Consider the following 23222-nt stretch of genomic DNA (forward strand, 5'->3'; position numbering starts at 1 on the left):
TTACACACGTTCGATTATGGTTGCCGCGCCCATGCCGGATGCGATGCACAAGGTGGCCAGACCGGTTTCCTTGTCCTGACGCTCCAACTCGTCCAGCAGGGTGCCGATGATGATCGCGCCGGTGGCGCCCAGCGGGTGGCCCATGGCGATCGAGCCGCCATTGACGTTGACCAGCGCCGGATCGACGTCAAATGCCTGCTGGAACCGCAGCACGACCGAGGCAAAGGCCTCGTTGACCTCGAACAGGTCCAGATCGCTGATCGTCATGCCGGTTTCGGCTAGGATCTTTTCGGTCACCGGAACCGGGCCGGTCAGCATGATGGTCGGGTCGGTGCCGATCTTGGCGGTGGCCTTGATGCGGGCGCGCGGCTTCAGGCCGTATTTCTCGCCGAATTCCTTGTTGCCGATCAGAACGGCCGCTGCGCCATCCACGATGCCCGAGCTGTTGCCGGCGTGGTGGATGTGGTTGATCTTTTCCAGATGCGGGTATTTCAGCATCGCCACCTTGTCGAAACCGGGCATCTGCTCGCCCATCATCTGGAACGAGGGGTTCAGCGCGCCGAGGCTCTGCATGTCGGTGCCGGGGCGCATGTATTCGTCGCGGTCCAAAATGGTCAGGCCGTTGCGGTCCTTGACAGTGATCACCGACTTGGCAAAGCGGTTCTCTTCCCACGCCTTGGCCGCGCGTTTCTGCGATTCAACGGCCAGCGCGTCGGCTTGATCGCGGGTAAAGCCGTATTCGGTCGCGATGATGTCGGCCGAGATGCCCTGCGGTACGAAATAGGTCTCCATCGCCAGCGACGGATCGACCGCGATGGCGGCGCCATCGCTGCCCATGGGCACGCGGCCCATCATCTCGACGCCACCGGCGATATAGGCCTCGCCCGCGCCGCCCTTGACCTGATTAGCGGCCAGGTTCACGGCCTCCATTCCACTGGCGCAGAAACGGTTGATCGCAAGGCCGGGGATCGATTCATCCAAGTCCGAGGCCAGAACCGCGGACCGCGCCAGGCATCCGCCCTGTTCCATCACCTGGGTGACGTTGCCCCAGATCACGTCCTCGACGGCGTGGCCTTCCAGGTTGTTGCGTTCCTTGATGGCGTTCAAGGCCACCGCCGACAGGCGCACCGAGGTCACCTCGTGCAGGCTGCCGTCCTTGCGGCCCTTGCCGCGCGGGGTGCGCACAGCGTCATAAATGAAAGCTTCGGTCATGCTTCTCTCCTCAAGCTCGATCCGACGGATTGCCGGGCATCAGGTCATAGGGGTGTTTCCAGCCGGGCTGCTCGGACAGGCGGGTCAGCCAGGCGTCGATATGGGGCCATTCGGCGCGGTCAAAGCCGAAGGGTTCGGGGTAATAGAGGTAGCCGCAGCAGCTGAGATCGGCGTTGGTCACGCTGTCGCCGACGATCCAGTCGCGTCCCTCAAGATGCGCGTTTAGCACCTGATAGGCGGCTTTCAGGCGGCCTTGGTTGAAGGCGATCACATCCGGGTTGCGGTGCTGTTCGGGCAGAAAGTTGATCAGGAACCGGGTCATGCCAGCCATCGAGCTGAACTTGTGGTTGTCCCACAGCACCCAGCGCAGGATGTCATAGTTCTCTTCCCGCGTCTTTCCGCCGAATTTCCCGGACTTCTCGGTGACATAGGCCTGAATCGCGCCCGATTGGCTGGTCCGGAAATCTCCGTCGATCAACACCGGCGCTTCGCCCATTTCGTTGACTTCGGCGCGGTATTCGGGGGTTCGGGTCTGGCCGTTGAAGAAATCGACAAAGACCGGCGCCCACTCCAGCCCTGACATCTCAAGCGCAAGGGCGGCCTTGTACGAGTTTCCGCTTTCTCCGAAGCAATGCAGTTTTATCGTCATGCACTCACCCCTCCCAAGGCGGTTTGTACGGTTTCGTCACGCACGTGTCTTAAGAAAGACCTGACCGCGGGCCGCAGCCGCGTTCGGACTTGTCTTGCTGAAAACACGCCGGGCCTGGGCCAGGCATCGGGGTCGTCTAGCGTTTGCGCGCCTCAAGCTCGGAATTGAAGATGCGCAGCCGGTGGGTCAGGTTCTCCTCGTCGATCACGCTGTTGAAATTCTCGAACAGGAATGACAGCGCCTCTCCTTCGTCCAGCCCAGCCTCGCGGGCAAACCCCTTGAGTTTTCGATATCCGTCCTCGGTCATGGCGACGGGAAAGCGGCGGGTCAGGCGAAAGCGTTTGGGCATGTCAACTCCTCGGTGAGCGCTGGTTCCAGGCGGGGTCGCCCGGAACCAGACTGGGATCAGAAGTTCGCCGCGTCCAGTGCCATCACCGTGTCGGCGCCGGTCTGGATCCGCGCCAGGTGCATGCCCGTGGCCGGTAGACGGCGTGCCATGTAGTAGCGGCCGGTGGCGATTTTTGTCTCGTAGAAGTCCTTGTCGGTCGCGCCGGCATCCAGCGCCTCTTGCGCGGCCTTTGCCATCTGCGCCCACATCAGGCCCAAGCAGACATGGCCGAACATGTGCATGAAGTCATAGGAACCCGACAGGGCGTTGTTCGGGTTGGTCATGCCGTTCTGCATGAAATACATGCCGGCGGCCTGCAGGTCCTTCGAGGCGGCCTTCAGCGGTTCGATGAACGCCTTGTCATAGGCTTTGTCTTTGCCGCTGTTTTCCTTGCAGAAGGTTTTGACCATGTCGAAGAAGGCCATGACATGCTTGCCGCCGTCCTGCGCCAGCTTGCGGCCGACGAGATCTAGCGCCTGAACGCCGTTGGCGCCTTCGTAGATCATGGCGATGCGGGCGTCGCGGGTGTATTGCGACATGCCCCATTCCTCGATGTAGCCATGGCCGCCATAGACCTGCTGGGCCCGAACGGTCATGTCGTAACCTTCATCGGTCAGGAAGCCCTTGATGACCGGGGTCATCAGCGAGATCAGCCCGTCGGCGTCCTTGTCACCTGCGCGGTGCGCCCTGTCGATCAGAGTCGCACCCCACAGAATGAAAGCCCGCGCGCCTTCCACAAAGCTTTTCTGGTCCATCAGGCTGCGGCGGATGTCGGGATGCACGATCAGCGGATCGGCCGGGCCATCGGGGTTCTTGGCGCCGGTCACGTCACGGCCCTGCAGGCGGTCCTTGGCGTATTCCAGCGCGTTCTGATAGGCGGCCTCGGCCTGGGCCAGCCCTTGCATGCCCACACCCAGACGCGCTTCGTTCATCATGGTGAACATGGCGCGCATGCCCTTGTGTTCCTGCCCCAGCAGCCAGCCGGTCGCGCCGTCATAGTTCATCACGCATGTCGAGTTGCCGTGGATGCCCATCTTTTCTTCGATCTTGCCGACCGAAACGCCGTTGCGCTCACCAAGGCTGCCGTCTTCGTTCACCAGGAACTTGGGGACGATGAACAGCGACACGCCCTTGATGCCCTCGGGGCCGCCGGGGATCTTGGCCAGCACCAGGTGGATGATGTTGTCGGCCATGTCGTGATCGCCGGACGAGATAAAGATCTTCTGGCCGGTAATCTTGTAGCTGCCATCGCCCTGCGGTTCGGCCTTGGTGCGCATCAGGCCCAGATCGGTGCCGCAATGCGGCTCGGTCAGGTTCATGGTGCCGGTCCACTCGCAACTGACCATCTTGGGCAGATAGGTGCTTTTCTGCTCGTCGGTGCCGTGCGCCAGGATGGCCGAGGCAGCGCCGTGGGTCAGGCCCTGATACATCGTGAAGGCCTGGTTCGCGGCCGAGAACATCTCGCCCACGGCCGTGCCAAGAACATAAGGCATGTTCTGGCCGCCATATTCCTCGGGCATGTCCAGGCCGGTCCAGCCGCCTTCCTTGACCTGCTCGAACGCGTCCTTGAACCCGGTCGGGGTATAGACCACGCCGTTTTCGAACCGGCAGCCTTCCTTGTCGCCAACCACGTTCAGCGGGTGCAGCAGGTTGACGGCGACCTTGCCTGCCTCTTCCAGCACGGCGCCGGTGAAATCGGGCTCGAGCTCGGCATAGCCCGGAATGTCGGATTGCGAGACCTTGAGAAACTCTTGCAGAACGAATTGCGTGTCTTTGGTAGGCGCGTTGTAGACGGGCATTTGAAGCTCCCTTAAATTCAGATGTCCGGGTGGCTGGCGGCCGGGTGGCTTACTCGGCAGCCTTCTTTTCCTGTTTCATCGAGGCGATGACCTTTTCGCCCCAGCGCAACTGTTCCTTCAGATCGTCGATCGCCTGGGTCAGTTCCTCACGGCGGGCTTCCATGTCGGCCAGACGCTCGCACGCGATTTCATAGGTGCGGGTCATCTGGGTCAGTTGCTGGTCGCCGACATGGTACAGATCCAGAAGCTGGCGAATCTCTTCCAGGCTGAAGCCAAAGCGCTTGCCGCGCAGGATCAGCTTGAGCCGCGCCCGGTCACGTTTGGTGAACAACCGTTTTTGACCTTCCCGGATCGGAAACAGAAGCTCCTTGGCCTCGTAGAACCGCAGGGTCCGCGGCGTGACGTCATACGCCTCGCACATTTCGCGGATCGTCATCAGGTCTTCGGTCATGGGTCATCCCCCTCGTCACTGGCGTCATGCAGTATGAGTCAGTATGAGTTGCGCAGTCGATGGCCGCTTTACAACATGAGAGTGACGTTGACGTAATTCAAACGCTGCGTCACTTTCAAATTGACGTAACATCCGCTCGCGTAAAGCGCGGTCCCGGCAATTTCCTTGCCCCGGTTCAGGCGAAATCGAGGGTGGCAGCGACAAAAAAGAAAGCCGCGCAAGGCAACGCGCGGCTGTCTGTCAAGATGATCAGGCCGGGGGTCAGTTCAGCATTTTTGCGGTTTGATCGCGCAGGCGCTGCAATTCGTCCATGGCTTCGTCCAGTTGCTGGCGCTGCTGGCGCAACTCTTCCATCTGCCGGTCGGCCATCTCGACGAAGGTCGCCATCTGGGCCTCGTTGCCCTGATCCTCGTAGATCAGCAGCCATTGCCGGATCTCTTCCAGCGGAAAGCCAAACTTGCGGCCGCGCATGATTAGCTTCATCCGCGCCCGTTCGCGCGGGCCATAGAACCGCGACCGGCCTTCGCGGTCGGGTTGCAGAAGCTCGATATATTCATAGTAGCGCAGGGTGCGCGGAGTCACGTCGAACTCGGCGCACATCTCTTTGAATGACAAACGATCGTCGGACATTCCTGTTCTCCTCGGCTGCAACCTAGGGCGTTGCGCGGACAAGCGCAACAGGCGGGCTTGCCCTTTGCGTCAACACCAGACCATAAAGAAGGCAACGAAAAAGGACAGAGCACCAATGGTCGACAAGACAGTACTCGCCCGCCAGTTCATCGAAGCGATCCCCCATGCGCGGGCCTTGGGCCTGACCCTGACGCATATCGGCGAGGGCGAGGCCGAGATCACCATGCCCTACAACGAGGATCTGATCGGCGATCCCCGCACGGGCGTGATTCACGGAGGAGCGGTGTCGGCCAGCCTTGATACCTGCTGCGGGGCCGCGGTCATGAGCCACCCGGCAGCCCCCGGCGGTACCGCCACCATCGACCTGCGCATCGACTACATGCGCGCCGCAACGCCCGGCCAAACGATCACCACCCGGGCAACTTGCTATCACATCACGCGCAACGTAGCCTTCGTGCGCGCCACCGCCATGGACGACGATCAAGATCGCCCTGTGGCCACCGCCTCGGGCGCCTTCACGGTCGAGGGGAAGTGAGATGACAAGACCCCGTCCCGAGCCGATGCAGGTGGTGAAACAGCGGCGCGACGCGGCCCTCAAGGCGCTGGTCGAGGGGGTTCCGTATATCCGGTTCCTCAACATCAGCTTCGACCGGCGCGGAGACGAACTGACCAGCGTTCTGAATTTCGACGAGAAGCTGATCGGCAACCCGTTCCTGCCGGCGATTCATGGCGGCGTCACGGCGGCCTTTCTCGAGGTGACGGCGGTGATCACGCTCAGCTGGGAGCACCTGTTCCCGCGCATCGAAAGCGGTGAGATCGACGCCGATGACATCATCTCTGATCACAGTATCCGCTTTCCCAAGACCATCGACTTCACGGTGGATTATCTGCGCTCGGGCCTGCCGCGCGATGCCTATGCGCGCGCTTTCATCAGCCGGGCGGGACGGCGGTATGCCTCGGTTCGCGTCGAGGCCTGGCAGGACAACCACGCCAAGCTGTTCGCGCAGGCCAGCGGGCATTTCCTGATGCCGCAAGAGCCTTCGGCCAAGGGCTGAGCAAAATGCGGGACGCCTCGGCACCCATCACGCACAGGCGGGTGCTGAAGATCGCGGTGCCGATTGTGCTGTCCAACGCGACGGTGCCGATTTTGGGCGCGGTGGATACCGGCGTGGTCGGCCAGATGGGGCAGGCCGCCCCGATCGGAGCGGTTGGCATCGGCGCGGTTATTCTGGCCACGATCTATTGGGTGTTCGGCTTTCTGCGCATGGGCACGACCGGATTGGCGGCGCAGGCCCGAGGCGCAGGGGACACGGCTGAAACCGGAGCTCTGCTCATGCGCGGTCTGCTCTTGGGCAGCGCTGCGGGACTTTTCTTTATCGTAGCGCAGGTGGCGGTATTTGCAGGGGCCTTCGCCCTGTCGCCCGCCAGCCCCGAGGTCGAGGCGCTGACGCGCGATTACCTCGAGATTCGTATCTGGGGCGCACCGGCGACCATTGCGCTTTATGCGGTGACGGGCTGGCTGATCGCGGTCGAGCGCACGCGCGGAGTGTTCGTCCTGCAGGTTTGGATGAACGGGCTGAACATCCTTCTGGACCTATGGTTCGTGCTGGGTCTGGGCTGGGGCGTCGAAGGTGTGGCGGTAGCCACGCTGATCGCCGAATGGACCGGTCTAGCGCTGGGCCTGTGGCTGTGCCGCGATGCGTTCGGTGGCAATCAATGGCGCGATTGGGCGCGGATCTTCGACCCCGCCCGCCTGCGCCGGATGATGCAGGTCAATGGCGACATCATGATCCGATCGGTCCTGCTGACCGGGTCCTTCACCACCTTTCTGTTCGTGGGCGCCGATCTGGGCGATGTGACGCTGGCTGCCAACCAGGTGCTGCTGCAGTTCCTGGAAATCACCGCTTTTGCATTGGACGGGTTCGCCTTTTCCGCCGAGGCGCTGGTGGGCAGCGCCGTCGGGGCCAAGGACCGATACCAGGTCCGGCGCGCCTCGATCATGGCGTCGCAATGGGGCGTCGGTGGGGCTCTGGTGCTGGGGGTCACGTTCTTCGTGGCGGGGCCCGCGTTGATCGACCTGATGGCCACCGCACCCGAGGTGCGGATCGCGGCGCGCGAATACCTGATCTGGGCGGCGCTGGCCCCGGTGATCGGCGTCGCCAGCTGGATGTTCGACGGCATCTATATCGGCGCCACCTGGACCCGCGCCATGCGCACCGCCATGGTCCAGTCGGTGGCGATCTATGTGGTGGCGCTGTTCCTGCTGGTGCCGAGCTTTGGCAATCACGGGCTGTGGGCCGCGCTGATGGTGCTGAACACCGCCCGCGCGGTGACGCTGGGCCTGCGCTATCCCCGGCTCGAGGCGCAGGTAGTCTAGAGAAGGGTCAGCAGGTTCTCGGGCGGCCGACCGATGGCGGCCTTGTCGGCAGTGATCCCGACGGGGCGTTCGATGAGGATCGGGTTCTCGGCCATCGCGTGAATCAAGGCTTCCTCGGGCGAATTCTTGCTCAGCCCCAGTTCCTTGAACCGCGCTTCGCCCCGGCGCATCATCTCGATCGCCGGGATGCCCAGCCGGGACAGCACCGCCCGCAGCTCATCCGCGCCGGGCGCGTCCTCGAGGTATTTGCGAATGGTGACTTCGGCGCCGCGGTCCTGCAGCAGGGCCAGCCCGGCGCGCGATTTTGAACAGCGTGGGTTGTGCCAGTATTCGATCACAGCCAATCCTCTCGTTTGCTGCCGACGGCGTCGGCCACCGACTTGAACCCGTCCCGCGCCAGCAGGGCATCCAGCCCCCGCGCGATCTCGGCCGCCAGCGACAGGCCGCCATAGACCATTGCGGTATAGAACTGTACGGCCGAGGCCCCGGCGCAGATCTTGGCATAGGCCTGTTCGGCGGTGCCGATGCCGCCCACGCCGATCAGCGGCATCTGCCCGTCGGTCAACTGGCTCAGCCGGGCCAGAACGCGGGTCGATTTCTCGAACAGAGGCGCGCCGGACAATCCGCCGGCCTGATCCTTGTGCGGGCTGCGCAGTCCTTCGCGCGACAAGGTCGTGTTGGTGGCGATGACACCGTCGATGCCCGTGTCACGGGCGACATCGGCGATGTCCCGCAGTTCGTCATCCGTAAGGTCGGGGGCGATTTTCAGAAACACCGGGATCGGCCGCGCCAAGGCTTCGCGGGTGTCCAGCACACCTGCCAGCAAGGCGCTCAGCGCCTTTTTTCCCTGCAGGTCGCGCAGCTTTTCGGTGTTGGGCGACGAGACATTCACCGTCGCGAAATCCAGCCATTGCGCGCAATGGGCCAGCACCTGCGCGAAGTCCCGCGCCCGGTCGGTGCTGTCTTTGTTGGCGCCCAGGTTCAGGCCGATCACCGCGTCCTTGGGGCGGTGCGCCAGACGCCGGGCCATCGCCTCCATCCCTTCGTTGTTGAAGCCGAACCGGTTGATGGCGGCGCGGTCCTCGGTCAGGCGGAACAGGCGCGGCTTGGGATTGCCCGGCTGCGGGCGCGGTGTGACGGCACCCACCTCGATAAACCCAAAGCCCGCGCGTGACAGCGAGCCCAGGACTTCGCCATTCTTGTCGAACCCGGCGGCCAGACCTACCGGGTTGGGCAGGTCGAGCCCGGCCAGCTGCGTGCGCAGGCGCATTGAGGTGACGGGACCGGGCGCCGGGGTCAGCCCCGATTTCAGCGCCTTGATCGACAGGCCGTGCGCGGTTTCAGGATCCACGCGATGCAGCGCGGCCAGGGCCAGTTTCTCGGTCAGTTTCATCCGAAGGACGCTCCGTTTGGGCTAGGGGCGGTGCGGATCAGGCGCGAGTCGGCCACCGCCGCCTGCCGGTGAATCACCGCTGCCCGATAGGCCGGGTCGGTCACCATCTCCAGGAACGCATGGGCCGAGGGGTAACGGGCGATGAACATCTCGTCCCACGCTTCGCCCTGCGGGCCGATCAGCGTGGTCTGGAACGTGCCGCGCCAGATGATCGAGGCCCCCAGCCGCGCGATGATCGGCGCCGTTTCGGCCCCATACCGGCGATAGGCTTCGGCGCCGCTCAGCCCCGCGGCGGCCAGTTCGTGGCTTTCGGGATAGGCCGCCTTGGCGCGGAACCGCACAAGGTTCAGCATCTCGATCGGGTGATCGCGGTCCAGCGCCTTGAACGCCTCGAACTGGGCGCGGTCGGGGTCGATATGGCCGGTCATTGCATTTCCTCGGGGAAGCGGTGCGCGCCGTTTTCCAGCGACAGCGGCTTGGCCCAGACCACATCCGCCATGCGCATGTTGCGATAGAGATGCGGGAACAAGGCACCCCCGCGCGAGACCTCCCATTTCAAATCATCGCCCATTTTCCGGGCATCGCAGGCCACGAGCGTCAGGTTTTCGGCCCCGGCAAAGTGTTTGGCCGCGGTTTCCGCCGCCTGTTCGGCGGTGGAAAAATGCACGAACCCATCCGCCACATCGACCGGCGCGCCCCGGGTTTCGCCCTGTGCCTGCAGGGCCGCCCATTCCTCGGCCCGGAATATCTTGTAGATCAGCATGGCGCCGTGATGCCCCGCGCGCGGGGTAGAATCAAGCCGCATTTCCCCCTTTGACTCTTTGCCGCCCTCGGCGCACGATCTTGGCAATCAATAACAGGGAGTTTCAAATGATTACCCGTTTCCTGACATCCGTCGCGGCCCTTGGCCTGACTGCAGGCATGGCGGCGGCCGACTACAAGCTGACCATTCTGCACACCAACGACTTCCATTCCCGGTTCGAGCCGATCAACAAATATGACAGCGGCTGCAGCGCCGAGGACAATGCCGAGGGCAAGTGCTTCGGCGGTTCGGCGCGCCTGGTCACCGCGGTCAACGATGCGCGCGCGCGGGCCGAGAACTCGATCCTCGTGGACGGCGGCGATCAGTTCCAGGGGTCGTTGTTCTATACCTACTACAAGGGCAAGGTCGCGGCCGAGTTCATGAACAAGCTGGGCTATGACGCGATGACCGTGGGCAACCACGAATTCGACGACGGCCCCGAGGTTCTGGCGGGCTTCATCGACACCGTCGATTTCCCGGTTCTGATGTCGAACGCGAATATCGAGAACGAAGAACTGCTGACCGACAGGATCATGCGTTCGACCGTGATCGAAGTGGGGGGCGAAAAGATCGGCCTGATTGGCCTGACCCCCGAGGATACGGATGAGTTGGCCTCGCCCGGCCCCAACATCACCTTCTCGGATCCGGTGCCCGCAGTTCAGGCGCAGGTCGACAAGCTGACGGCCGACGGCGTCAACAAGATCATCGTGCTCAGCCACTCGGGCTATGGCGTCGACCAACGGGTCGCGCAGGAAACCACGGGCGTCGACGTGATCGTGGGCGGACACTCGAACACCTATCTGTCGAACACGTCGGACAAGGCGGTTGGGCCGTATCCGACGGTTGTGAACGGTGTGCAGATCGTTCAGGCCTATGCCTACGGCAAGTTCCTGGGCGAGCTGAACGTGACCTTCAATGACGACGGCAACGTGGTCGAGGCGGTGGGTGAGCCGCTGATCATGGACAACACCGTGACCGAGGATCAGGCGGCCCTTGATCGCATCGCAGAACTGGCCAAACCGCTGGAGGAGATCCGCAACAAGGTCGTGGCCAGCGCCGCGGCACCGATCGAAGGTGACCGGTCAATCTGCCGCGTGCAGGAATGCGAAATGGGCAACCTGGTAGCCGATGCCATGCTGGCGCGGGTCGCCGATCAGGGCGTTCAGATCGCCATCGCCAACTCGGGCGGCCTGCGGGCTTCGATCGACGCGGGCGACGTGACCATGGGCGAGGTGCTGACCGTTCTGCCCTTCCAGAACACGCTTTCGACCTTCGAGATCAGCGGTCAGGGCATCATCGATGCGCTGGAAAACGGGGTCAGCCAGGTGGAAGAGGTCAAGGGCCGCTTCCCTCAGGTGGCTGGGTTGAAATTCACCTGGGATCCGTCGGTTGCCCCCAACGAAGGCCGCGTGACCGAGGTCATGGTGGCCGAGGGTGATGGCTATGTGCCAATCGATCCGGCCAAAACCTATCTGGTGGTCACCAACAACTATGTCCGGAATGGCGGGGACGGGTACAAGATGTTCACGGGCGACGACAAGAACGCCTATGATTTCGGCCCTGATCTTGCGGATGTGACTGCTGAATATCTGGAGGCGAATGCACCCTACACGCCTTACCTCGACGGTCGTATTCAGAAGAAGTGATTATTTGCTAAAAGAAGAAAGGCCGCATCCGGGGATGCGGCCTTTTTTCGTTGGCGGGTCTCAGTCGAACTCGTATTCCGGCCACAGTTCTGGGTCGAACCCGTCCAGCATGGAGCGGACGTGATCGGCGACCTTGCGCCAGCCGCCGATCGACTTGGTCGAGATTTTTTTGCGTACCTGGTCGATACTGGCAGTGCGCACCTGTTTCTTGTTTTCCTCCGGGTGCATCATGCTTTCTTGCCAATCGATCCCGCAGAACGCGGCCACCTGCTTGCTGTAGGTCTCAGGGTCGGCCACCAGTTTTTCGTAGGGCACCGTCAGGATGCGATCCCCGAAGATGGCATCCCAATGCTGCATGTAGCGCCGATACAGGTTGGCCGAATGCGCGATGGAGTCCAAGTTTGACGCGTAGCGCATTCCACTCGCGGGAAAACGGCGAATCCATTTTGACAGACCTACGTCGCGCGGGTCGCGTAGCATGTGCACGATCTTGGCATTCGGGAAGGCCGAGAGGATGAAGCCCACGCGCTGATAGTTGTGAGGCATCTTGTCTACAAAGGCGATGGAGCCGTCAGGGATTGGCGGCATCAGTTCGCGAAACTCTTCGGCGAATTTGCGGGCCTCGGTATCGCCGAACGGCTGATTTTCATCCGAGTAGACCGCCGACAGATCGGCGGCAAGGGTCAGTTCTCCGCAACCGGCGACATCCGGGACCGCACTCAGCATCATCTCCATCAGCGTGGTACCCGAGCGCGGCTGTCCGACTACGAAGATGGGCAACGGTACGTCTTCGACGCCGGAACTGGGAACGGCCTCCGGGGAGGGGAACAGGAACTTGATCCGCTCGAGTTTCTTCTCCTCGGCGCCGAAGTCGTAAGGGTTTTCCGCGTGTTGGGCGGCATTGGCGCGCGCAAACTGCGGGAGTGCGGCCTCCAGGCCCTCGATTTTCGACTCAAGCTGGGCCTTGGCGAATTCCAACGTCGAATCCCTATGGTTGATCTCGGCCATCGCCGCCTCGACCTGCGGCATCAGTGACTTGGCCTGCTCCCGGTCGACCATCGACGACAGCTGATACAAGGCCGAAATGTGGTGCGGCTCCTGTTCCAGAATGCGCCAAAGAATCTCGGCACACCCCGTCTTGTCACCCGCCTGATGCAGATCGACCGCCTTTCGGAAGGCGATCCCCATGTCGTCTGGCGCCAGTTCATACGCCCGCGTGATGTCGCGCGAACTGGCCTCGACAAAGCCTAGTTTGCCGTAGGCCCGGCCGCGCGAGGCCAGAAGCTTGGGGTTGTCGGGGTCGTTCTTCAGCTTTTCGGTGGCGTTTTCGACGATGCTGCGCCAGTTCTGCCCCTTGAGCTTGATTTCATCGATGACGCGGATGATTTCCGTGTTGCCCGGGAATTTGTCCAACATCCGTTCGGAATAGGCCAGGGCCTGAGCGATCTGCCCGGTCTGCATCAGAGCATTGGCGATGTTTTCCACGAATTGCGGGTCATTCGGCTTCAGACGTGACGCCTCCTGAAAATGGGGGATGGATTTCTTGTACTGCTTCATCTCGGTCAGCACGAAACCCGCAATGGCGTGAAAGTCTGCATCCTGCGGAAATTTCTTGGTGCCCAGCGTCGCTTTTTTCAAAGCCTGGGGCAGTTTGCCTGTTTCCAGATCGGCCAATGCCTTGGCCTTGAGGGAATTTGGTGCTTGAGTTGCCATCAGACTATGCGCCGCTCGATCCTGTTTTTCCGCTGCTAGGTTCATTGCCCATGTGTGGACGGTTTGCAATAACTCTTCCCAATGATGCCATGGCACAGTTGTTTGCCGCGCGCCCGGCGAATGACTTGCCGCCGGTGCCCAACTTCAATGTGTGTCCCACCAACCCGGTGCATGTGGTCCGCGCCGGGGAAACGGGGCGCAGGCTGGATCCGTTGCGATGGGGGTTTCTGCCCCATTGGTACAAGTCCGAAAATGACGGCCCGCTTCTGATCAATGCGCGCGCAGAGACCCTGGCGGACAAGCCGGCCTTTCGCGCCGCCTGCCGAGATCGGCGCTGCATCGTCGTCGCCACGGGTTTCTATGAATGGACCAAGGACGCGGACGGCGCGCGCCTGCCGTGGTATTTCCACCGCCGCGACGGTGCCCCCATCGCCTTTGCTGGGATCTGGCAGGAGTGGGGGCCGCCTGACGCCCGCCGCGTCACCTGCGCCATCGTGACCACTGCCGCAAACACACGGGTCAAGGCCATCCATCACCGCATGCCTCTGATCCTCGAGCCACAAGACTGGGCGCTGTGGCTGGGCGAAGTGGGCAAGGGGGCCGCACGCCTTATGCGCCCCGGCCCCGAGGATCTGCTGGAGTTCTACCGGGTCAGTACCGCGGTCAACTCGAACCGGGCCAGCGGCCCGCAGCTGATCGCGCCGATCGCCGAGGGCTGATCGCTCGGTCGCGGGTTTCCATTGAGCCCTCGCGGCGCTAGACCATGATCTATGGCAATCGAGTTTCCAGACCTTACCGCGTTCTACACCCACGGGTTCGACACGGTTATCGACGTGCGCAGCCCGGCGGAATATGCCGAAGACCACGCGCCCGGCGCCATCAACCTGCCGGTTCTGAACAACGAAGAGCGCGCTCGGGTCGGCACCATCTATGTGCAGCAAAGCCCGTTTCTGGCCCGCAAGCTGGGCGCGGCGCTGGTGTTCCGCAATGCCGCCGACCATATCGAAAACCGCCTGAGCCATCACGATGGCGGTTGGCGCCCCCTGGTCTATTGCTGGCGCGGGGGGCAGCGATCGGGGTCGTTCACCTGGATGCTGCAGCAGATCGGCTGGCGCGCCGAGGTCGTCTCGGGCGGGTACCGCACCTATCGGCGGCTTGTGAACCGGTTTCTGTATGACGACCCGCTGCCGCACCGGCTGGTGGCGTTGGACGGATATACCGGCACCGCCAAGACCGAGCTTCTGGAGCGCTTGCGCCAGAGGGGCGTGCAGGTTCTGGACCTCGAGGCGCTGGCCAATCACCGGGGCTCGCTTCTGGGCGAGCAACCGGGCGGCCAACCCAGTCAAAAGGCTTTCGAATCCTCACTCGCCGCGGCGCTGATTGCGCTGGACCCTTCGCGCCCGGTCGTGGTCGAGGCCGAATCCTCGAAGATCGGTACGCTGATCCTGCCGCCCTCGGTTTGGAAGGCGCTGCGGATCGCGCCGCGTATCCGGATCACCGCACCCATCGAGGCGCGCACGGCTTATCTGGTGTCGTCCTATGACGACATCCTGTCCGATGCCGAGCGGCTTAAAGAGCGTCTGTCACCGCTGCGCCATCACCGCGGCCATGACGTGGTGGATAGCTGGTTCGATCTGATCGCCCAAGGCGACAAGCCCGGGCTGACCCGTGCCCTGATGGAGCAGCACTATGACCCGGCCTATGAAAAATCGCGCCGGGTCCACAAGGTGGACTTGATGGCGCAACTGCAAGCGGAGTCGCTCACCGCAACAGCGCTGGACAGTCTGGCATCGCAAATCGAAGAGCTGTTGGTTCAACCCCGAAGCTTCAGCCCCGGATCCTCGATCAGTTCACCCACGATTTCGGCCGGATAACCCGCAGCTCGCAGCCGGTCGCGCAGGGCCGTGGCGGCGTCGGGTTGGACGGCAGCCAGCAGGCCTCCGGCGGTCTGGGGGTCGAACAGCAGATCGGCTTTGTTGCCTTCGGGCAATTCGGGAACGATCGCACGGTTGTCGGCAAACAGGGTCGAGCGGATGCCGGCGCGGCTCAGCTGGTCCGCCCCATCCATGACCGGCACCGCGTTCAGGTCCAGAATTGCGCCGCAACCCGAGGCCTCGCACAGCCCGGCCAGATGCCCGGCCAGCCCAAAGCCGGTGACGTCGGTCATTGCATGCGCCGCGCTCAGTATACGCGCCGCCTCGCCCTGGGGCTGCGTCATCAGATCATATGCCGCCTTCACCCAGTCGCCGCGTGCATCACCGGACATTTCGGCGGCCATGAGGACCCCGCTGCCCAACGGTTTGGTCAGCAACAGCGCGTCGCCCGGCCGTCCGCCGGACAGGGTGATCGGGTCGGTGTCGCACAGGCCGGTCACCGTGAAGCCGATGGTCATCTCGTCGCCCATCGAGCTGTGGCCGCCGACGATCTCGGCCCCGGCCTGCCGCATGACATGGGTCGCGGTTTCCATGATTTCCGCCATCGTCCGGTTCTGCAGTTGCGCCGACATGCGCGGCAGGATCAGGGTCGCCGTAGCGGCCTGAGGTGCCGCGCCCATCGCCCATACATCCCCAAGCGCGTGAACAGCGGCGATCCGGGTCATCAGAACCGGGTCGGCAACGAAGGCCCTGAGGTGGTCGGTGGTCATCACCATCCGGGCCGTGCCGACGGTCAGCAGCGCGGCGTCATCGCCGGGCAAAGGTGTGATATCCGGGCGGTCGCTGCCGGGCACGACCGAAAGGGCCGCGCGCAGCGCGCCGCGCCCGACCTTGGCCCCGCAGCCGCCGCACATCGGCTTTTCTCCCAACGTCTCGCGCAGGCCGGCGGCGTGGTGACGCGGCAGGGGTGGGGCTTTCGTGCGTGGCAGGTCGCGAAACCGATCCATGAACTTCTGGTCGATGTGGTCCTTCCATCTCCACATCAGCGGGCCGCTGAAAGATGTACCCAGCCGCTCGGCCAGCGCCGATTTCTCGCCCATTGAAATCAGTTTGAGGTAGTCCTTCTGCGGCCGATAACTCCGCATCCGCCCGGCCCCCAGCGCGGCGCGCAGGTTGTCGAACAACACTGGTGCTTCGCGGACCGCAAAGACTCCCGCCTTTGGCCGGGGATCTTCGGACAGGTGCGCGCAGTCCCCGGCCGCAAAGATCAACGGATCGCTGGACTGTAGGTGGCTGTTCACGCGGATGAACCCCTCGTGCAGGGCCAGACCGGTCTGCGCGATCCAGTCATAGGGGCGGGCGCCTGCGGCTCCGGTCACGAAATCTGCGGCGATGTGGCGACCATCTGCCAGTTCTAGGTAATCCGGTCCGACGCGAAGAATGCCGGCTTGTTCGATGCAGTCGATACCCAGGTCGTGCATGGTTCGACGAAGGGTCGCCGCCGCCTTGGAACCAACCGCCGACAAGGCCCGGTCGCGGTCGATAAGCGTCACTAGCGCCTTGCGGTTGCGCGCACGCAAGGCATGGGCCATGGCCATGACCAGTTCAACCCCGGCGACCCCGCCGCCGATGACCGCAACCGAGGCCGGGCCCGAGCCGTTCAGATAAGCGGCCCAGTGCGCGGCAAACGGACCCAGAGGCTTGGCCGGCACTGCATGTTCGGCAAAACCGGGCAGGTCGGGCATGTCGGACGTGATCCCCACATTGACCGAGGCCACGTCAAAACCGATCTCGGGGTGGTCGGGCACCTGAACGACGCGACGTTCGGGATCAAGCCCGGTGGCGGGGCCAAGGATGAGCCGAGCGCCCGCGAACCGCGCCAGGCGCACCAGGTCGATATCGAGATCTTCCCGTGCGTAGTGCCCCGCGACAAATCCCGGCAACATGCCAGAATAGGGGGCCGTCGGCCCCGGGTTTATCACGGTTAAACGCACGCCTGGCAGCGGGTTCATGCCCCATTTGCGCAGCACCAGGGCATGGGTGTGGCCTCCGCCGATCAGAACCAGATCGCGGGTCAGGGGCAGGGACGGCGTTTGCATGCGGCTCAGTTCTTGCTGTGGTCCGGGACGTCTTCCATCTGCTCGACCGCGTGGGTGGCCCACAGGCCATCCTCGCCGGCATCGGGCAGGTTCTCGGGCTTTTCATGGCGGTGAATATGCCATTTGGCAATGAACAGGGCCGTGATCGGCGCGGTCAGGAACAGAAACAGGGTAATCAGCAGTTCGTGCATCGACAGGCGCCCCTCGATCAGAACCGAATGGAAGATAGAGGCCAGCAGAACGCCGCCCACGCCCAGCGTGGTTGCCTTGGTGGGCGCATGCAAGCGCGACATCGGGTCTTTCAGCTTGATCATCCCGAATGAGCCGACAAAGCCGAAGATGCCTGACACGATCAGGAAAAAAGCGATCAGCAGTTCAAACAGAAACTCCATGCCGGCCTCACTCGATGATGTTTCCGCGCAGCATGAAGCGCGCGTAGGCCACGGTCGAGACAAAGCCCAGCATGGCGATGATCATCGCGGATTCAAAGAAGATCTCGGTTCCGACGGCAAGGCCATACAGAATCATCAAGGCGATGGTGTTGATGACCATGGTGTCAAGCGCCAGTACGCGGGTTCCGACGCCGTCGGCGGTGATGATCCTCCAAAGGCACATCATGATCGCGGCGCCGAAACAGGCAAAGGCAAAGTATATTGCATACTCGATCATTCGAAGATCTCCTTCAGGCGGCGCTCGTACCGCTGTTTGATCTGGTCGCGGACGGCGCCCGGATCGGGGGAATCCAGACAATGCACCAGCAGGCAGCGGCCCTGGGCGGACAGGTCGCAGCTGACGGTCCCGGGTGTCATCGTGATGGTACCGGCCAGTACGGTGATCGCCTCGGGGGTGCGCAGTTCAAGCGGGATCGAGACCCAGTTGGGCTGGCGCTCGGCATCCGGCTTGAACAGGATGATCCGGGCGACGGTGATGTTGGCCACCACGATGTCCCACAGCACGACGAGGATGTATTCCACCACCATCGGCCAGTTGCGCAGCACTGGACGGTCGGGCCAGTAGGGCTGCGTAATGAAGGGGATGACGATACCCAGAAGCAACCCGAAAACCAGCGAATTCAGCGACGGCGCGTTGGCCAGCAGCACCCAGACGATCGTCAGCAGAAAGCTCAGATGCGGGTGAGGAAATATCCGGCGCAATAGTTTCATCAGTCTTCCCTTCCCAATACGGCCGAGATGTACTGTTCCGGCGCAAACAACTGCGCCGCCGTGCTGCGAGTGTAGTCCAGCGCCGGCCCGGCGAACAGGGTCAGCAGGACCAGCCCCGCGACGAGGCCGAAGACCGAAGTGAAGGCAAGGCCGGGCTGCGGCTCGGGCGGCGGCGGTGGCGCGGGGTCTGCGTCTTCGGGGGCGGTTTCCGCTTCGGGCGTCGGATCATCCTGCGTGCTGGCGTCGTGGCTTTTCCAGAAGATCAACGAGCCGGCACGCGCCAGCCCCACGATGGTGACGAACGAGCCGATCAGGACCACGGCCCAGATGGCGGTGGCATCAGGCGCGTTCCGCGCGGCATCCAGCACCAGCAGTTTTCCGATGAAGCCTGACAGGGGCGGCATGCCGGCCATGGCGATTGCGCCGACGAAAAACAGAGAAGCTATCAGCCCGTTCTGCGGCATCGGCGGCCGCGGCGCGATTGCCCCGCTGCGGCGTTGCATGACCAGATCGGCCACAAGAAACAGCAAGGCGGTGGCTAGGGTGGAGTGGTAGACATAGTACAAGGCCGCGGCGGTCGCCGACTCGGTGAACAGCGATATGGCGACCAGCAGCGTTCCCATCGAGGCTATGGCGCAGAAGGCCACCATTCGGGCGATGTGTTGGGTTCCCAATATACCGATGGATCCTATGGCCAGCGTCACCAATGCGGCGGGTTGCAGCCAGTCGCCGACCAGTCCCTGCGAGACCGGGACGTCCGGGCCGAAGACCAGCGTATAGACCCGCAGGATCGAGTAGGCCCCCACTTTGGTCATGATCGCGAACAAGGCGGCCACCGGCAATGGTGCATTGGCGTAGCTTGCCGGCAGCCAGAAATGCAGCGGCAGGACGGCGGCCTTGATGCAGAAGACCAGTAGCAGCAGAACCGCGCCCACGCGCAACAGGGCGGTGTCTTCGGTCGGCATCTCGGCCACGCGCAAGGCCAGATCAGCCATGTTCAACGTTCCGGTCACCGAATAGATCGTGCCCAATGCAAACAGGAACAGTGTCGACCCCAGCAGGTTGTAGGTGACGTATTGAACTCCGGCCTTCAGACGCACAGCGCCGCCGCCATGGGTCATCAGACCGTATGATGCGATCAGCAGCACCTCGAAGAACACGAACAGGTTGAAGGCGTCTCCCGTCAGGAAGGCGCCGCAAACCCCCATCAGCTGAAATTGGAACAGCGGGTGGAAATGATCACCGCGCTCGTCCCATCCGGACGCGATGGCGTACAGCACGATGGGCAAGGCCAGCAAGGCGGTCAGCAGCACCATCATCGCCGAGAGCCGGTCAAGCACCAGCACGATGCCGAACGGGGCGGGCCAGTTGCCAAGCTCGTAGACATGGATGTCGCCACCCGCCGCCTGCGCGGTGATGGTCAACGCGATACCCAGCAGGCCCACCACGCCCGCCACCGAAAAGATGCGCTGCAGGTCCAGATGATAGCGCAGGACCATGATGATGAACGGGGCCAGGATCGCGGGCAGGACGATCGGCGCAACGATCCAGTGGTTCATGCGTCTTCTCCCGCGCCGTCCACGCTGTCGCGCGCGGCCATGTCGATGTGGTCATCCTTGGCCGAGAGATAGGCCCCCAACGCGATCATCACGATAACCGCCGTCATCCCGAACGAGATCACGATGGCCGTCAGCACCAGCGCCTGCGGCAGCGGGTCGGTGTAGGGAACCTCTTCGTATTTGTTCAGAACTGCAGGTGCATTCACGGCCAGCCGTCCCGTGGCGAATAGAAATACGTTGACCGCATAGGTCAGCAAGGACAGGCCCAGGATGACCGGAAAGGTCCGACGGCGCAGGATCAGAAAAATCCCGGCGGCGGTCAGCACGCCAACGGCCGAGGCGACGAGAGCTTCCATCAGCCCTGCTCCTTCTTTTCTTGTTCTTCTTCGATCGGGTCATTGCGCAAAGGGTTGATGTCCATCGGGAATTCTTGCGCCATGCCCGGCCGCCACGCAAAGCGCGACAGGCTGTCCAGAGCCAACATCACAGCGCCCAGAACGGCAAGGAACACGCCTGTGTCGAACAGCATGGCAGTGGCCCATTCGAACTCTTCCAGTGGTGGCCAATGCAGATAGCCGAAATCGCTGGTCAGGAAGGGCCGCTCGTTGAACCAGGCGCCCAAACCCGTGGCCGCAGCGATCAAAACGCCCCAGCCGATGGTGCCATGGTAGTAGAACCGTTGCCGCTCGATCGCCCAGGTGTAGCCGCTGGCCATGTACTGCATCAGGAAGGCGATCGCGACTATGAGACCGGCGATGAACCCGCCTCCGGGTTGGTTGTGTCCCCGGAAGAAGATATAGGCACCCACCATAAGGGCAATCGGCATCATCACACGTGTCGCAACAACCATCATCAGCGGGTGAGAGTCGCCCGATTGGGGCCAATGTGGCTTGCGGTTCAGCAGGTAGGCGCGAACACTGGTGCCTAGCACGGCCTCGGTCAAAGCAAAGATGATCAGTGCCGCGATCCCCAGCACGATGATCTCGCCGAAGGTATCAAATCCCCGGAAGTCCACCAGGATCACGTTGACCACATTGGTGCCGCCGCCACCCTTGTAGGAATTGGCCAGGTGGAATTCCGAAATCGTCGGGAAGGCGAAATCGCGCAGCATGAGCGCATAGATCAAGCCCCCAGCTCCGATACCGGCCACCACCGAAATGGCAGCATCACGCCAGCGCCGTGCCGCGCTGCTGTCCCATGGGGTCTCGGTCGGCAGGAAGTTCAGCGAAAGCAGCAGGAGGATCATCGTGACAACTTCGACCGAGATCTGTGTCAGAGCCAGATCAGGCGCGGACAGATAGTTGAAGGCCATCGACACGATCAGCCCCACCACCCCGATCAGGACCAGAGACAGCAGACGGTTGCGGTGGAACCACATGATGCCCATCGTCGCTACGATCAGGCACAGCCAGCCGATGATCGGGATGATGGGGGCCTCCAGCGGAACCCGCGTTTCCAACCCGATCGTGCCGGTTGCGAAAGCATAGTACCCCAGCCCGACGGTGAAGGCGATCAGGATGATCGCATAGCGGCTGATGACACCGTTGTGCAGCTCGTCCGTGATCCAGCGACTGGCGGCGGTCAGCGCACCGATGACGGCGTCGAAGATGGACTTGGCCTCGGGGCGGGGGAGGGCGTTCCAGGCGGTTTCGCCGCGACGGTGCAGGGCCAGCAGAAACAGACCGCCCAGCGTAGCGATGACCGACATATACAGCGCCGGCGTAAACCCGTGCCACAGTTTCAATGAATAATAAGGCAGCTTCTCGCCGCCGATCACCGCGGAAGACACAACCGCGACCAAGGGGCCGACGATGACAGCCGAGTTCAGGCCGATCAGGACGACCAGAACCACCAGGAACGCGGGGGCCAACCACAGGCCTGCAGGGGGGTCGTGTGGATGGGCGGGATAGTCGTCACGCTCGGGGCCCAGAAACACGTGGCTGATGAAGCGGAAGGAATAGGCCGCGGAAAAGATCGCTGCCAGCAGAGCCAGACCTGGCACCAGATAGTGGGAATTGCGCCAGACGGTGTGGACCGTCTCTTCCAACATCATCTCTTTCGACAGGAAGCCGTTCAGCGGCGGAATGCCGGCCATCGACAGCGCGGCGATGGTGCCAATGGTGAACGTAATCGGCATCAGGTGGCGCAATCCTCCCAGCCGCTTGATGTTCCGAGTGCCGGTTTCATGGTCGACGATCCCCGCGGTCATGAACAGGGCGGCCTTGAAGGTGGCGTGGTTGATGATGTGGAAGATGGCGGCCACGACGGCGATCTTGGTGCCGAACCCCAGCAGCATCGTGACCAGTCCCAGATGCGAAACCGTCGAAAAGGCCAGCAACGCCTTGAGGTCATCCTTGAACAGCGCGATCACTGCACCGATCAGCATTGTTACAAGACCGGTGGTTGCGACGATGTAGAACCACGCCTCGGTCCCCGCCAGAACCGGCCACATGCGTGCCATCAGGAACAGGCCGGCCTTCACCATCGTGGCCGAGTGCAGATAGGCCGAAACCGGCGTTGGCGCGGCCATGGCATGAGGCAGCCAGAAATGAAACGGGAACTGGGCCGACTTTGTGAAACACCCCAGCAGGATCAGCACCAGCGCCGGCAGGTAATAGGGTGAGGCCTGGATCAGCTCGCGGTTTTGCAAGATCACGCTCAGGTCATAGGACCCCACGATGTTGCCAAGGATCAGCATACCTGCGATCATCGCCAGCCCGCCGGACCCGGTCACGGCCAGCGCCATCCGCGCGCCCTGGCGACCTTCGGGCAGGTGCTTCCAATAGCCGATGAGCAGAAACGAGCTGAGCGAGGTCAGCTCCCAGAAAATCAGCAAAAGCAGGATGTTGTCCGACAGAACGATGCCAACCATCGCGCCCTGGAACAGCAGCAGATAGGTATAGAACTGCCCCATCGGATCCTCGCGCGACAGGTAGAACCGCGCGTACAGGATGATCAACAGACCGATGCCAAGGATCAGCAGGGCAAACAGGAACCCCAGCCCGTCCAGCATGAAGTTGGCGTTTAGCCCCAGTCCGGGAATCCAGTCGAAACGGGCGGTCACGACCTCACCCTGCATGACGGCGGGGATGTGGATCAACAGCCCCATGAGCGCCAGGAAGGTGGTTAGCCCGGCGGCCGAGGCTGCCGCATTGCGACCGGCCCGGACCAGTAAGGCCGGAAAGACAGCGCCAAGAAACGGAAGGGCCGCGATGAGGAATAGGGACAAGTGCGATACTCCGGGCTGAGCGGTCAGTGTGGGCTTGAATTTGTAAGGATAATTTATTGGCTGTCCAGCTATTGCAAGTTTTTCACCTTGCCCTAACGCCCGTGGATTCCGCCGACCCAAATGCGAAAAAATGACGCAAACTTGATTTCCGCGCGCGAATTTGGCGCGGCGGTGAAAGGGCCCTTGTGCTAGAAACGGGCCATCCCATCCGGAGGGTTCGAGTTGGTAGAGCAAAGGT

General features: G+C 62.7%; 24 protein-coding genes. 6 read left to right on the forward strand and 18 right to left on the reverse strand.

Annotation, left to right across the window (positions count from 1 at the left end; genetic code table 11):
• From AC2FMD_RS04480 to AC2FMD_RS04505, 6 genes are all read right to left on the reverse strand, one after another.
• A complete protein-coding gene (locus tag AC2FMD_RS04480; RefSeq protein WP_496742163.1) occupies positions 1-1212 on the reverse strand; it encodes an acetyl-CoA C-acetyltransferase in 1212 nt (403 codons plus the stop codon).
• A gap of 10 nt (positions 1213-1222) precedes the next feature.
• Positions 1223-1861 carry a glutathione S-transferase family protein gene (locus AC2FMD_RS04485; protein ID WP_496742161.1) on the reverse strand — a complete coding sequence of 213 codons (639 nt, stop codon included), beginning with the start codon at positions 1859-1861 and terminating at the stop codon, positions 1223-1225.
• A 136-nt stretch (positions 1862-1997) separates the two neighbouring features.
• Positions 1998-2210, reverse strand: coding sequence for a hypothetical protein (locus AC2FMD_RS04490; protein WP_005981899.1), 213 nt, complete (start codon positions 2208-2210; stop codon positions 1998-2000).
• A 56-nt stretch (positions 2211-2266) separates the two neighbouring features.
• Entirely contained in the window at positions 2267-4048 is a 1782-nt protein-coding gene (locus tag AC2FMD_RS04495) for an acyl-CoA dehydrogenase C-terminal domain-containing protein (RefSeq protein ID WP_496742159.1), read from the reverse strand.
• A 49-nt stretch (positions 4049-4097) separates the two neighbouring features.
• Positions 4098-4499, reverse strand: a complete 402-nt coding sequence (locus AC2FMD_RS04500) for a MerR family transcriptional regulator (protein WP_005981908.1) — start codon at positions 4497-4499, stop codon at positions 4098-4100.
• Positions 4500-4760: 261 nt separating this feature from the next.
• Positions 4761-5129, reverse strand: coding sequence for a MerR family transcriptional regulator (locus AC2FMD_RS04505; RefSeq protein ID WP_496678371.1), 369 nt, complete (start codon positions 5127-5129; stop codon positions 4761-4763).
• A 115-nt stretch (positions 5130-5244) separates the two neighbouring features.
• Here AC2FMD_RS04505 and AC2FMD_RS04510 point away from each other — a divergent pair, with 115 nt between their 5' ends.
• Genes AC2FMD_RS04510 through AC2FMD_RS04520 form a run of 3 tightly spaced genes read left to right on the forward strand, consistent with a single transcriptional unit; the run spans position 5245 to position 7506 of the window.
• Positions 5245-5664 carry a PaaI family thioesterase gene (locus AC2FMD_RS04510; RefSeq protein WP_170358398.1) on the forward strand — a complete coding sequence of 140 codons (420 nt, stop codon included), beginning with the start codon at positions 5245-5247 and terminating at the stop codon, positions 5662-5664.
• A gap of 1 nt (position 5665) precedes the next feature.
• The gene (locus AC2FMD_RS04515; RefSeq protein WP_496687376.1) at positions 5666-6184 is read left to right on the forward strand and encodes a PaaI family thioesterase; all 519 of its coding nucleotides are present in this window, start codon (positions 5666-5668) and stop codon (positions 6182-6184) included.
• 5 nt (positions 6185-6189) lie between these two features.
• Positions 6190-7506 carry an MATE family efflux transporter gene (locus tag AC2FMD_RS04520; protein WP_496794736.1) on the forward strand — a complete coding sequence of 439 codons (1317 nt, stop codon included), beginning with the start codon at positions 6190-6192 and terminating at the stop codon, positions 7504-7506.
• Here the strand turns inward: AC2FMD_RS04520 and arsC are convergent.
• Genes arsC through AC2FMD_RS04540 form a run of 4 tightly spaced genes read right to left on the reverse strand, consistent with a single transcriptional unit; the run spans position 7503 to position 9662 of the window.
• Positions 7503-7844 carry an arsenate reductase (glutaredoxin) gene (arsC, locus tag AC2FMD_RS04525; protein ID WP_496794737.1) on the reverse strand — a complete coding sequence of 114 codons (342 nt, stop codon included), beginning with the start codon at positions 7842-7844 and terminating at the stop codon, positions 7503-7505. The genes AC2FMD_RS04520 and arsC overlap by 4 nt on opposite strands.
• Complete coding sequence (locus AC2FMD_RS04530; RefSeq protein ID WP_496794738.1) at positions 7841-8899, reverse strand: quinone-dependent dihydroorotate dehydrogenase; 1059 nt, start codon at positions 8897-8899, stop codon at positions 7841-7843. The genes arsC and AC2FMD_RS04530 overlap by 4 nt, the downstream gene beginning before the upstream one ends.
• On the reverse strand, positions 8896-9327 hold the full coding sequence (locus AC2FMD_RS04535; protein WP_496794739.1) for a DUF1330 domain-containing protein: 432 nt from the start codon (positions 9325-9327) through the stop codon (positions 8896-8898). The genes AC2FMD_RS04530 and AC2FMD_RS04535 overlap by 4 nt, the downstream gene beginning before the upstream one ends.
• Positions 9324-9662 (reverse strand): DUF952 domain-containing protein, encoded by a 339-nt coding sequence (locus AC2FMD_RS04540; protein ID WP_496794847.1) that lies wholly within the window; start codon positions 9660-9662, stop codon positions 9324-9326. Before AC2FMD_RS04540 ends, AC2FMD_RS04535 begins: the two co-directional genes overlap by 4 nt.
• 107 nt (positions 9663-9769) lie before the next feature.
• Between AC2FMD_RS04540 and AC2FMD_RS04545 the strand changes: the two genes are divergently transcribed.
• Entirely contained in the window at positions 9770-11347 is a 1578-nt protein-coding gene (locus AC2FMD_RS04545; protein WP_496794740.1) for a bifunctional metallophosphatase/5'-nucleotidase, read from the forward strand.
• 60 nt (positions 11348-11407) lie between these two features.
• Here AC2FMD_RS04545 and AC2FMD_RS04550 read toward each other — a convergent pair whose 3' ends face one another.
• On the reverse strand, positions 11408-13060 hold the full coding sequence (locus AC2FMD_RS04550; RefSeq protein ID WP_496742149.1) for a tetratricopeptide repeat-containing sulfotransferase family protein: 1653 nt from the start codon (positions 13058-13060) through the stop codon (positions 11408-11410).
• Between the two features lie 50 nt (positions 13061-13110).
• On the opposite strand from AC2FMD_RS04550, the gene AC2FMD_RS04555 reads away from it, so the two are divergent.
• Complete coding sequence (locus AC2FMD_RS04555) at positions 13111-13779, forward strand: SOS response-associated peptidase (protein ID WP_496684391.1); 669 nt, start codon at positions 13111-13113, stop codon at positions 13777-13779.
• A gap of 51 nt (positions 13780-13830) precedes the next feature.
• Positions 13831-14934, forward strand: coding sequence for a tRNA 2-selenouridine(34) synthase MnmH (gene mnmH, locus AC2FMD_RS04560; RefSeq protein ID WP_496742147.1), 1104 nt, complete (start codon positions 13831-13833; stop codon positions 14932-14934).
• Here mnmH and selD read toward each other — a convergent pair.
• From selD to AC2FMD_RS04595, 7 genes are read right to left on the reverse strand one after another with little or no spacing between them, the layout of a single operon-like run.
• Positions 14874-17033, reverse strand: coding sequence for a selenide, water dikinase SelD (gene selD, locus AC2FMD_RS04565; RefSeq protein WP_496742145.1), 2160 nt, complete (start codon positions 17031-17033; stop codon positions 14874-14876). The genes mnmH and selD overlap by 61 nt on opposite strands.
• Positions 17034-17038: 5 nt before the next feature.
• On the reverse strand, positions 17039-17425 hold the full coding sequence (locus AC2FMD_RS04570) for a Na+/H+ antiporter subunit G (RefSeq protein WP_496687391.1): 387 nt from the start codon (positions 17423-17425) through the stop codon (positions 17039-17041).
• A 7-nt stretch (positions 17426-17432) separates the two neighbouring features.
• Positions 17433-17702, reverse strand: a complete 270-nt coding sequence (locus AC2FMD_RS04575; RefSeq protein ID WP_490359877.1) for a K+/H+ antiporter subunit F — start codon at positions 17700-17702, stop codon at positions 17433-17435.
• Positions 17699-18196, reverse strand: coding sequence for a Na+/H+ antiporter subunit E (locus AC2FMD_RS04580; RefSeq protein ID WP_496794741.1), 498 nt, complete (start codon positions 18194-18196; stop codon positions 17699-17701). The genes AC2FMD_RS04575 and AC2FMD_RS04580 overlap by 4 nt, the downstream gene beginning before the upstream one ends.
• Complete coding sequence (locus AC2FMD_RS04585) at positions 18196-19755, reverse strand: monovalent cation/H+ antiporter subunit D (protein ID WP_496742143.1); 1560 nt, start codon at positions 19753-19755, stop codon at positions 18196-18198. Before AC2FMD_RS04585 ends, AC2FMD_RS04580 begins: the two co-directional genes overlap by 1 nt.
• The gene (locus AC2FMD_RS04590; RefSeq protein ID WP_496680150.1) at positions 19752-20111 is read right to left on the reverse strand and encodes a Na+/H+ antiporter subunit C; all 360 of its coding nucleotides are present in this window, start codon (positions 20109-20111) and stop codon (positions 19752-19754) included. The genes AC2FMD_RS04585 and AC2FMD_RS04590 overlap by 4 nt, the downstream gene beginning before the upstream one ends.
• Positions 20111-22984: a monovalent cation/H+ antiporter subunit A gene (locus tag AC2FMD_RS04595; protein ID WP_496794742.1), complete on the reverse strand. Its 2874-nt coding sequence runs from the start codon at positions 22982-22984 to the stop codon at positions 20111-20113. Before AC2FMD_RS04595 ends, AC2FMD_RS04590 begins: the two co-directional genes overlap by 1 nt.
• Positions 22985-23222: the final 238 nt, after the last annotated feature.

This window comes from Ruegeria sp. BHSC276 (assembly GCF_059612945.1).

Excerpts from the sequence above, each read along its gene's own strand:
- AC2FMD_RS04590 (WP_496680150.1), bottom strand. The coding sequence starts at position 20,111 with ATGGAAGCTCTCGTCGCCTCGGCCGTTGGCGTGCTGACCGCCGCCGGG.
- AC2FMD_RS04480 (WP_496742163.1), bottom strand. The coding sequence starts at position 1,212 with ATGACCGAAGCTTTCATTTATGACGCTGTGCGCACCCCGCGCGGCAAG.
- AC2FMD_RS04575 (WP_490359877.1), bottom strand. The coding sequence starts at position 17,702 with ATGATCGAGTATGCAATATACTTTGCCTTTGCCTGTTTCGGCGCCGCG.
- AC2FMD_RS04515 (WP_496687376.1), top strand. The coding sequence starts at position 5,666 with ATGACAAGACCCCGTCCCGAGCCGATGCAGGTGGTGAAACAGCGGCGC.
- AC2FMD_RS04550 (WP_496742149.1), bottom strand. The coding sequence starts at position 13,060 with ATGGCAACTCAAGCACCAAATTCCCTCAAGGCCAAGGCATTGGCCGAT.
- AC2FMD_RS04535 (WP_496794739.1), bottom strand. The coding sequence starts at position 9,327 with ATGACCGGCCATATCGACCCCGACCGCGCCCAGTTCGAGGCGTTCAAG.
- AC2FMD_RS04510 (WP_170358398.1), top strand. The coding sequence starts at position 5,245 with ATGGTCGACAAGACAGTACTCGCCCGCCAGTTCATCGAAGCGATCCCC.
- AC2FMD_RS04555 (WP_496684391.1), top strand. The coding sequence starts at position 13,111 with ATGTGTGGACGGTTTGCAATAACTCTTCCCAATGATGCCATGGCACAG.
- AC2FMD_RS04500 (WP_005981908.1), bottom strand. The coding sequence starts at position 4,499 with ATGACCGAAGACCTGATGACGATCCGCGAAATGTGCGAGGCGTATGAC.
- AC2FMD_RS04490 (WP_005981899.1), bottom strand. The coding sequence starts at position 2,210 with ATGCCCAAACGCTTTCGCCTGACCCGCCGCTTTCCCGTCGCCATGACC.
- mnmH (WP_496742147.1), top strand. The coding sequence starts at position 13,831 with ATGGCAATCGAGTTTCCAGACCTTACCGCGTTCTACACCCACGGGTTC.
- AC2FMD_RS04570 (WP_496687391.1), bottom strand. The coding sequence starts at position 17,425 with ATGGAGTTTCTGTTTGAACTGCTGATCGCTTTTTTCCTGATCGTGTCA.
- AC2FMD_RS04530 (WP_496794738.1), bottom strand. The coding sequence starts at position 8,899 with ATGAAACTGACCGAGAAACTGGCCCTGGCCGCGCTGCATCGCGTGGAT.
- AC2FMD_RS04545 (WP_496794740.1), top strand. The coding sequence starts at position 9,770 with ATGATTACCCGTTTCCTGACATCCGTCGCGGCCCTTGGCCTGACTGCA.
- AC2FMD_RS04485 (WP_496742161.1), bottom strand. The coding sequence starts at position 1,861 with ATGACGATAAAACTGCATTGCTTCGGAGAAAGCGGAAACTCGTACAAG.
- AC2FMD_RS04520 (WP_496794736.1), top strand. The coding sequence starts at position 6,190 with ATGCGGGACGCCTCGGCACCCATCACGCACAGGCGGGTGCTGAAGATC.
- AC2FMD_RS04580 (WP_496794741.1), bottom strand. The coding sequence starts at position 18,196 with ATGAAACTATTGCGCCGGATATTTCCTCACCCGCATCTGAGCTTTCTG.
- AC2FMD_RS04585 (WP_496742143.1), bottom strand. The coding sequence starts at position 19,755 with ATGAACCACTGGATCGTTGCGCCGATCGTCCTGCCCGCGATCCTGGCC.
- AC2FMD_RS04540 (WP_496794847.1), bottom strand. The coding sequence starts at position 9,662 with ATGCTGATCTACAAGATATTCCGGGCCGAGGAATGGGCGGCCCTGCAG.
- selD (WP_496742145.1), bottom strand. The coding sequence starts at position 17,033 with ATGCAAACGCCGTCCCTGCCCCTGACCCGCGATCTGGTTCTGATCGGC.
- AC2FMD_RS04495 (WP_496742159.1), bottom strand. The coding sequence starts at position 4,048 with ATGCCCGTCTACAACGCGCCTACCAAAGACACGCAATTCGTTCTGCAA.
- AC2FMD_RS04505 (WP_496678371.1), bottom strand. The coding sequence starts at position 5,129 with ATGTCCGACGATCGTTTGTCATTCAAAGAGATGTGCGCCGAGTTCGAC.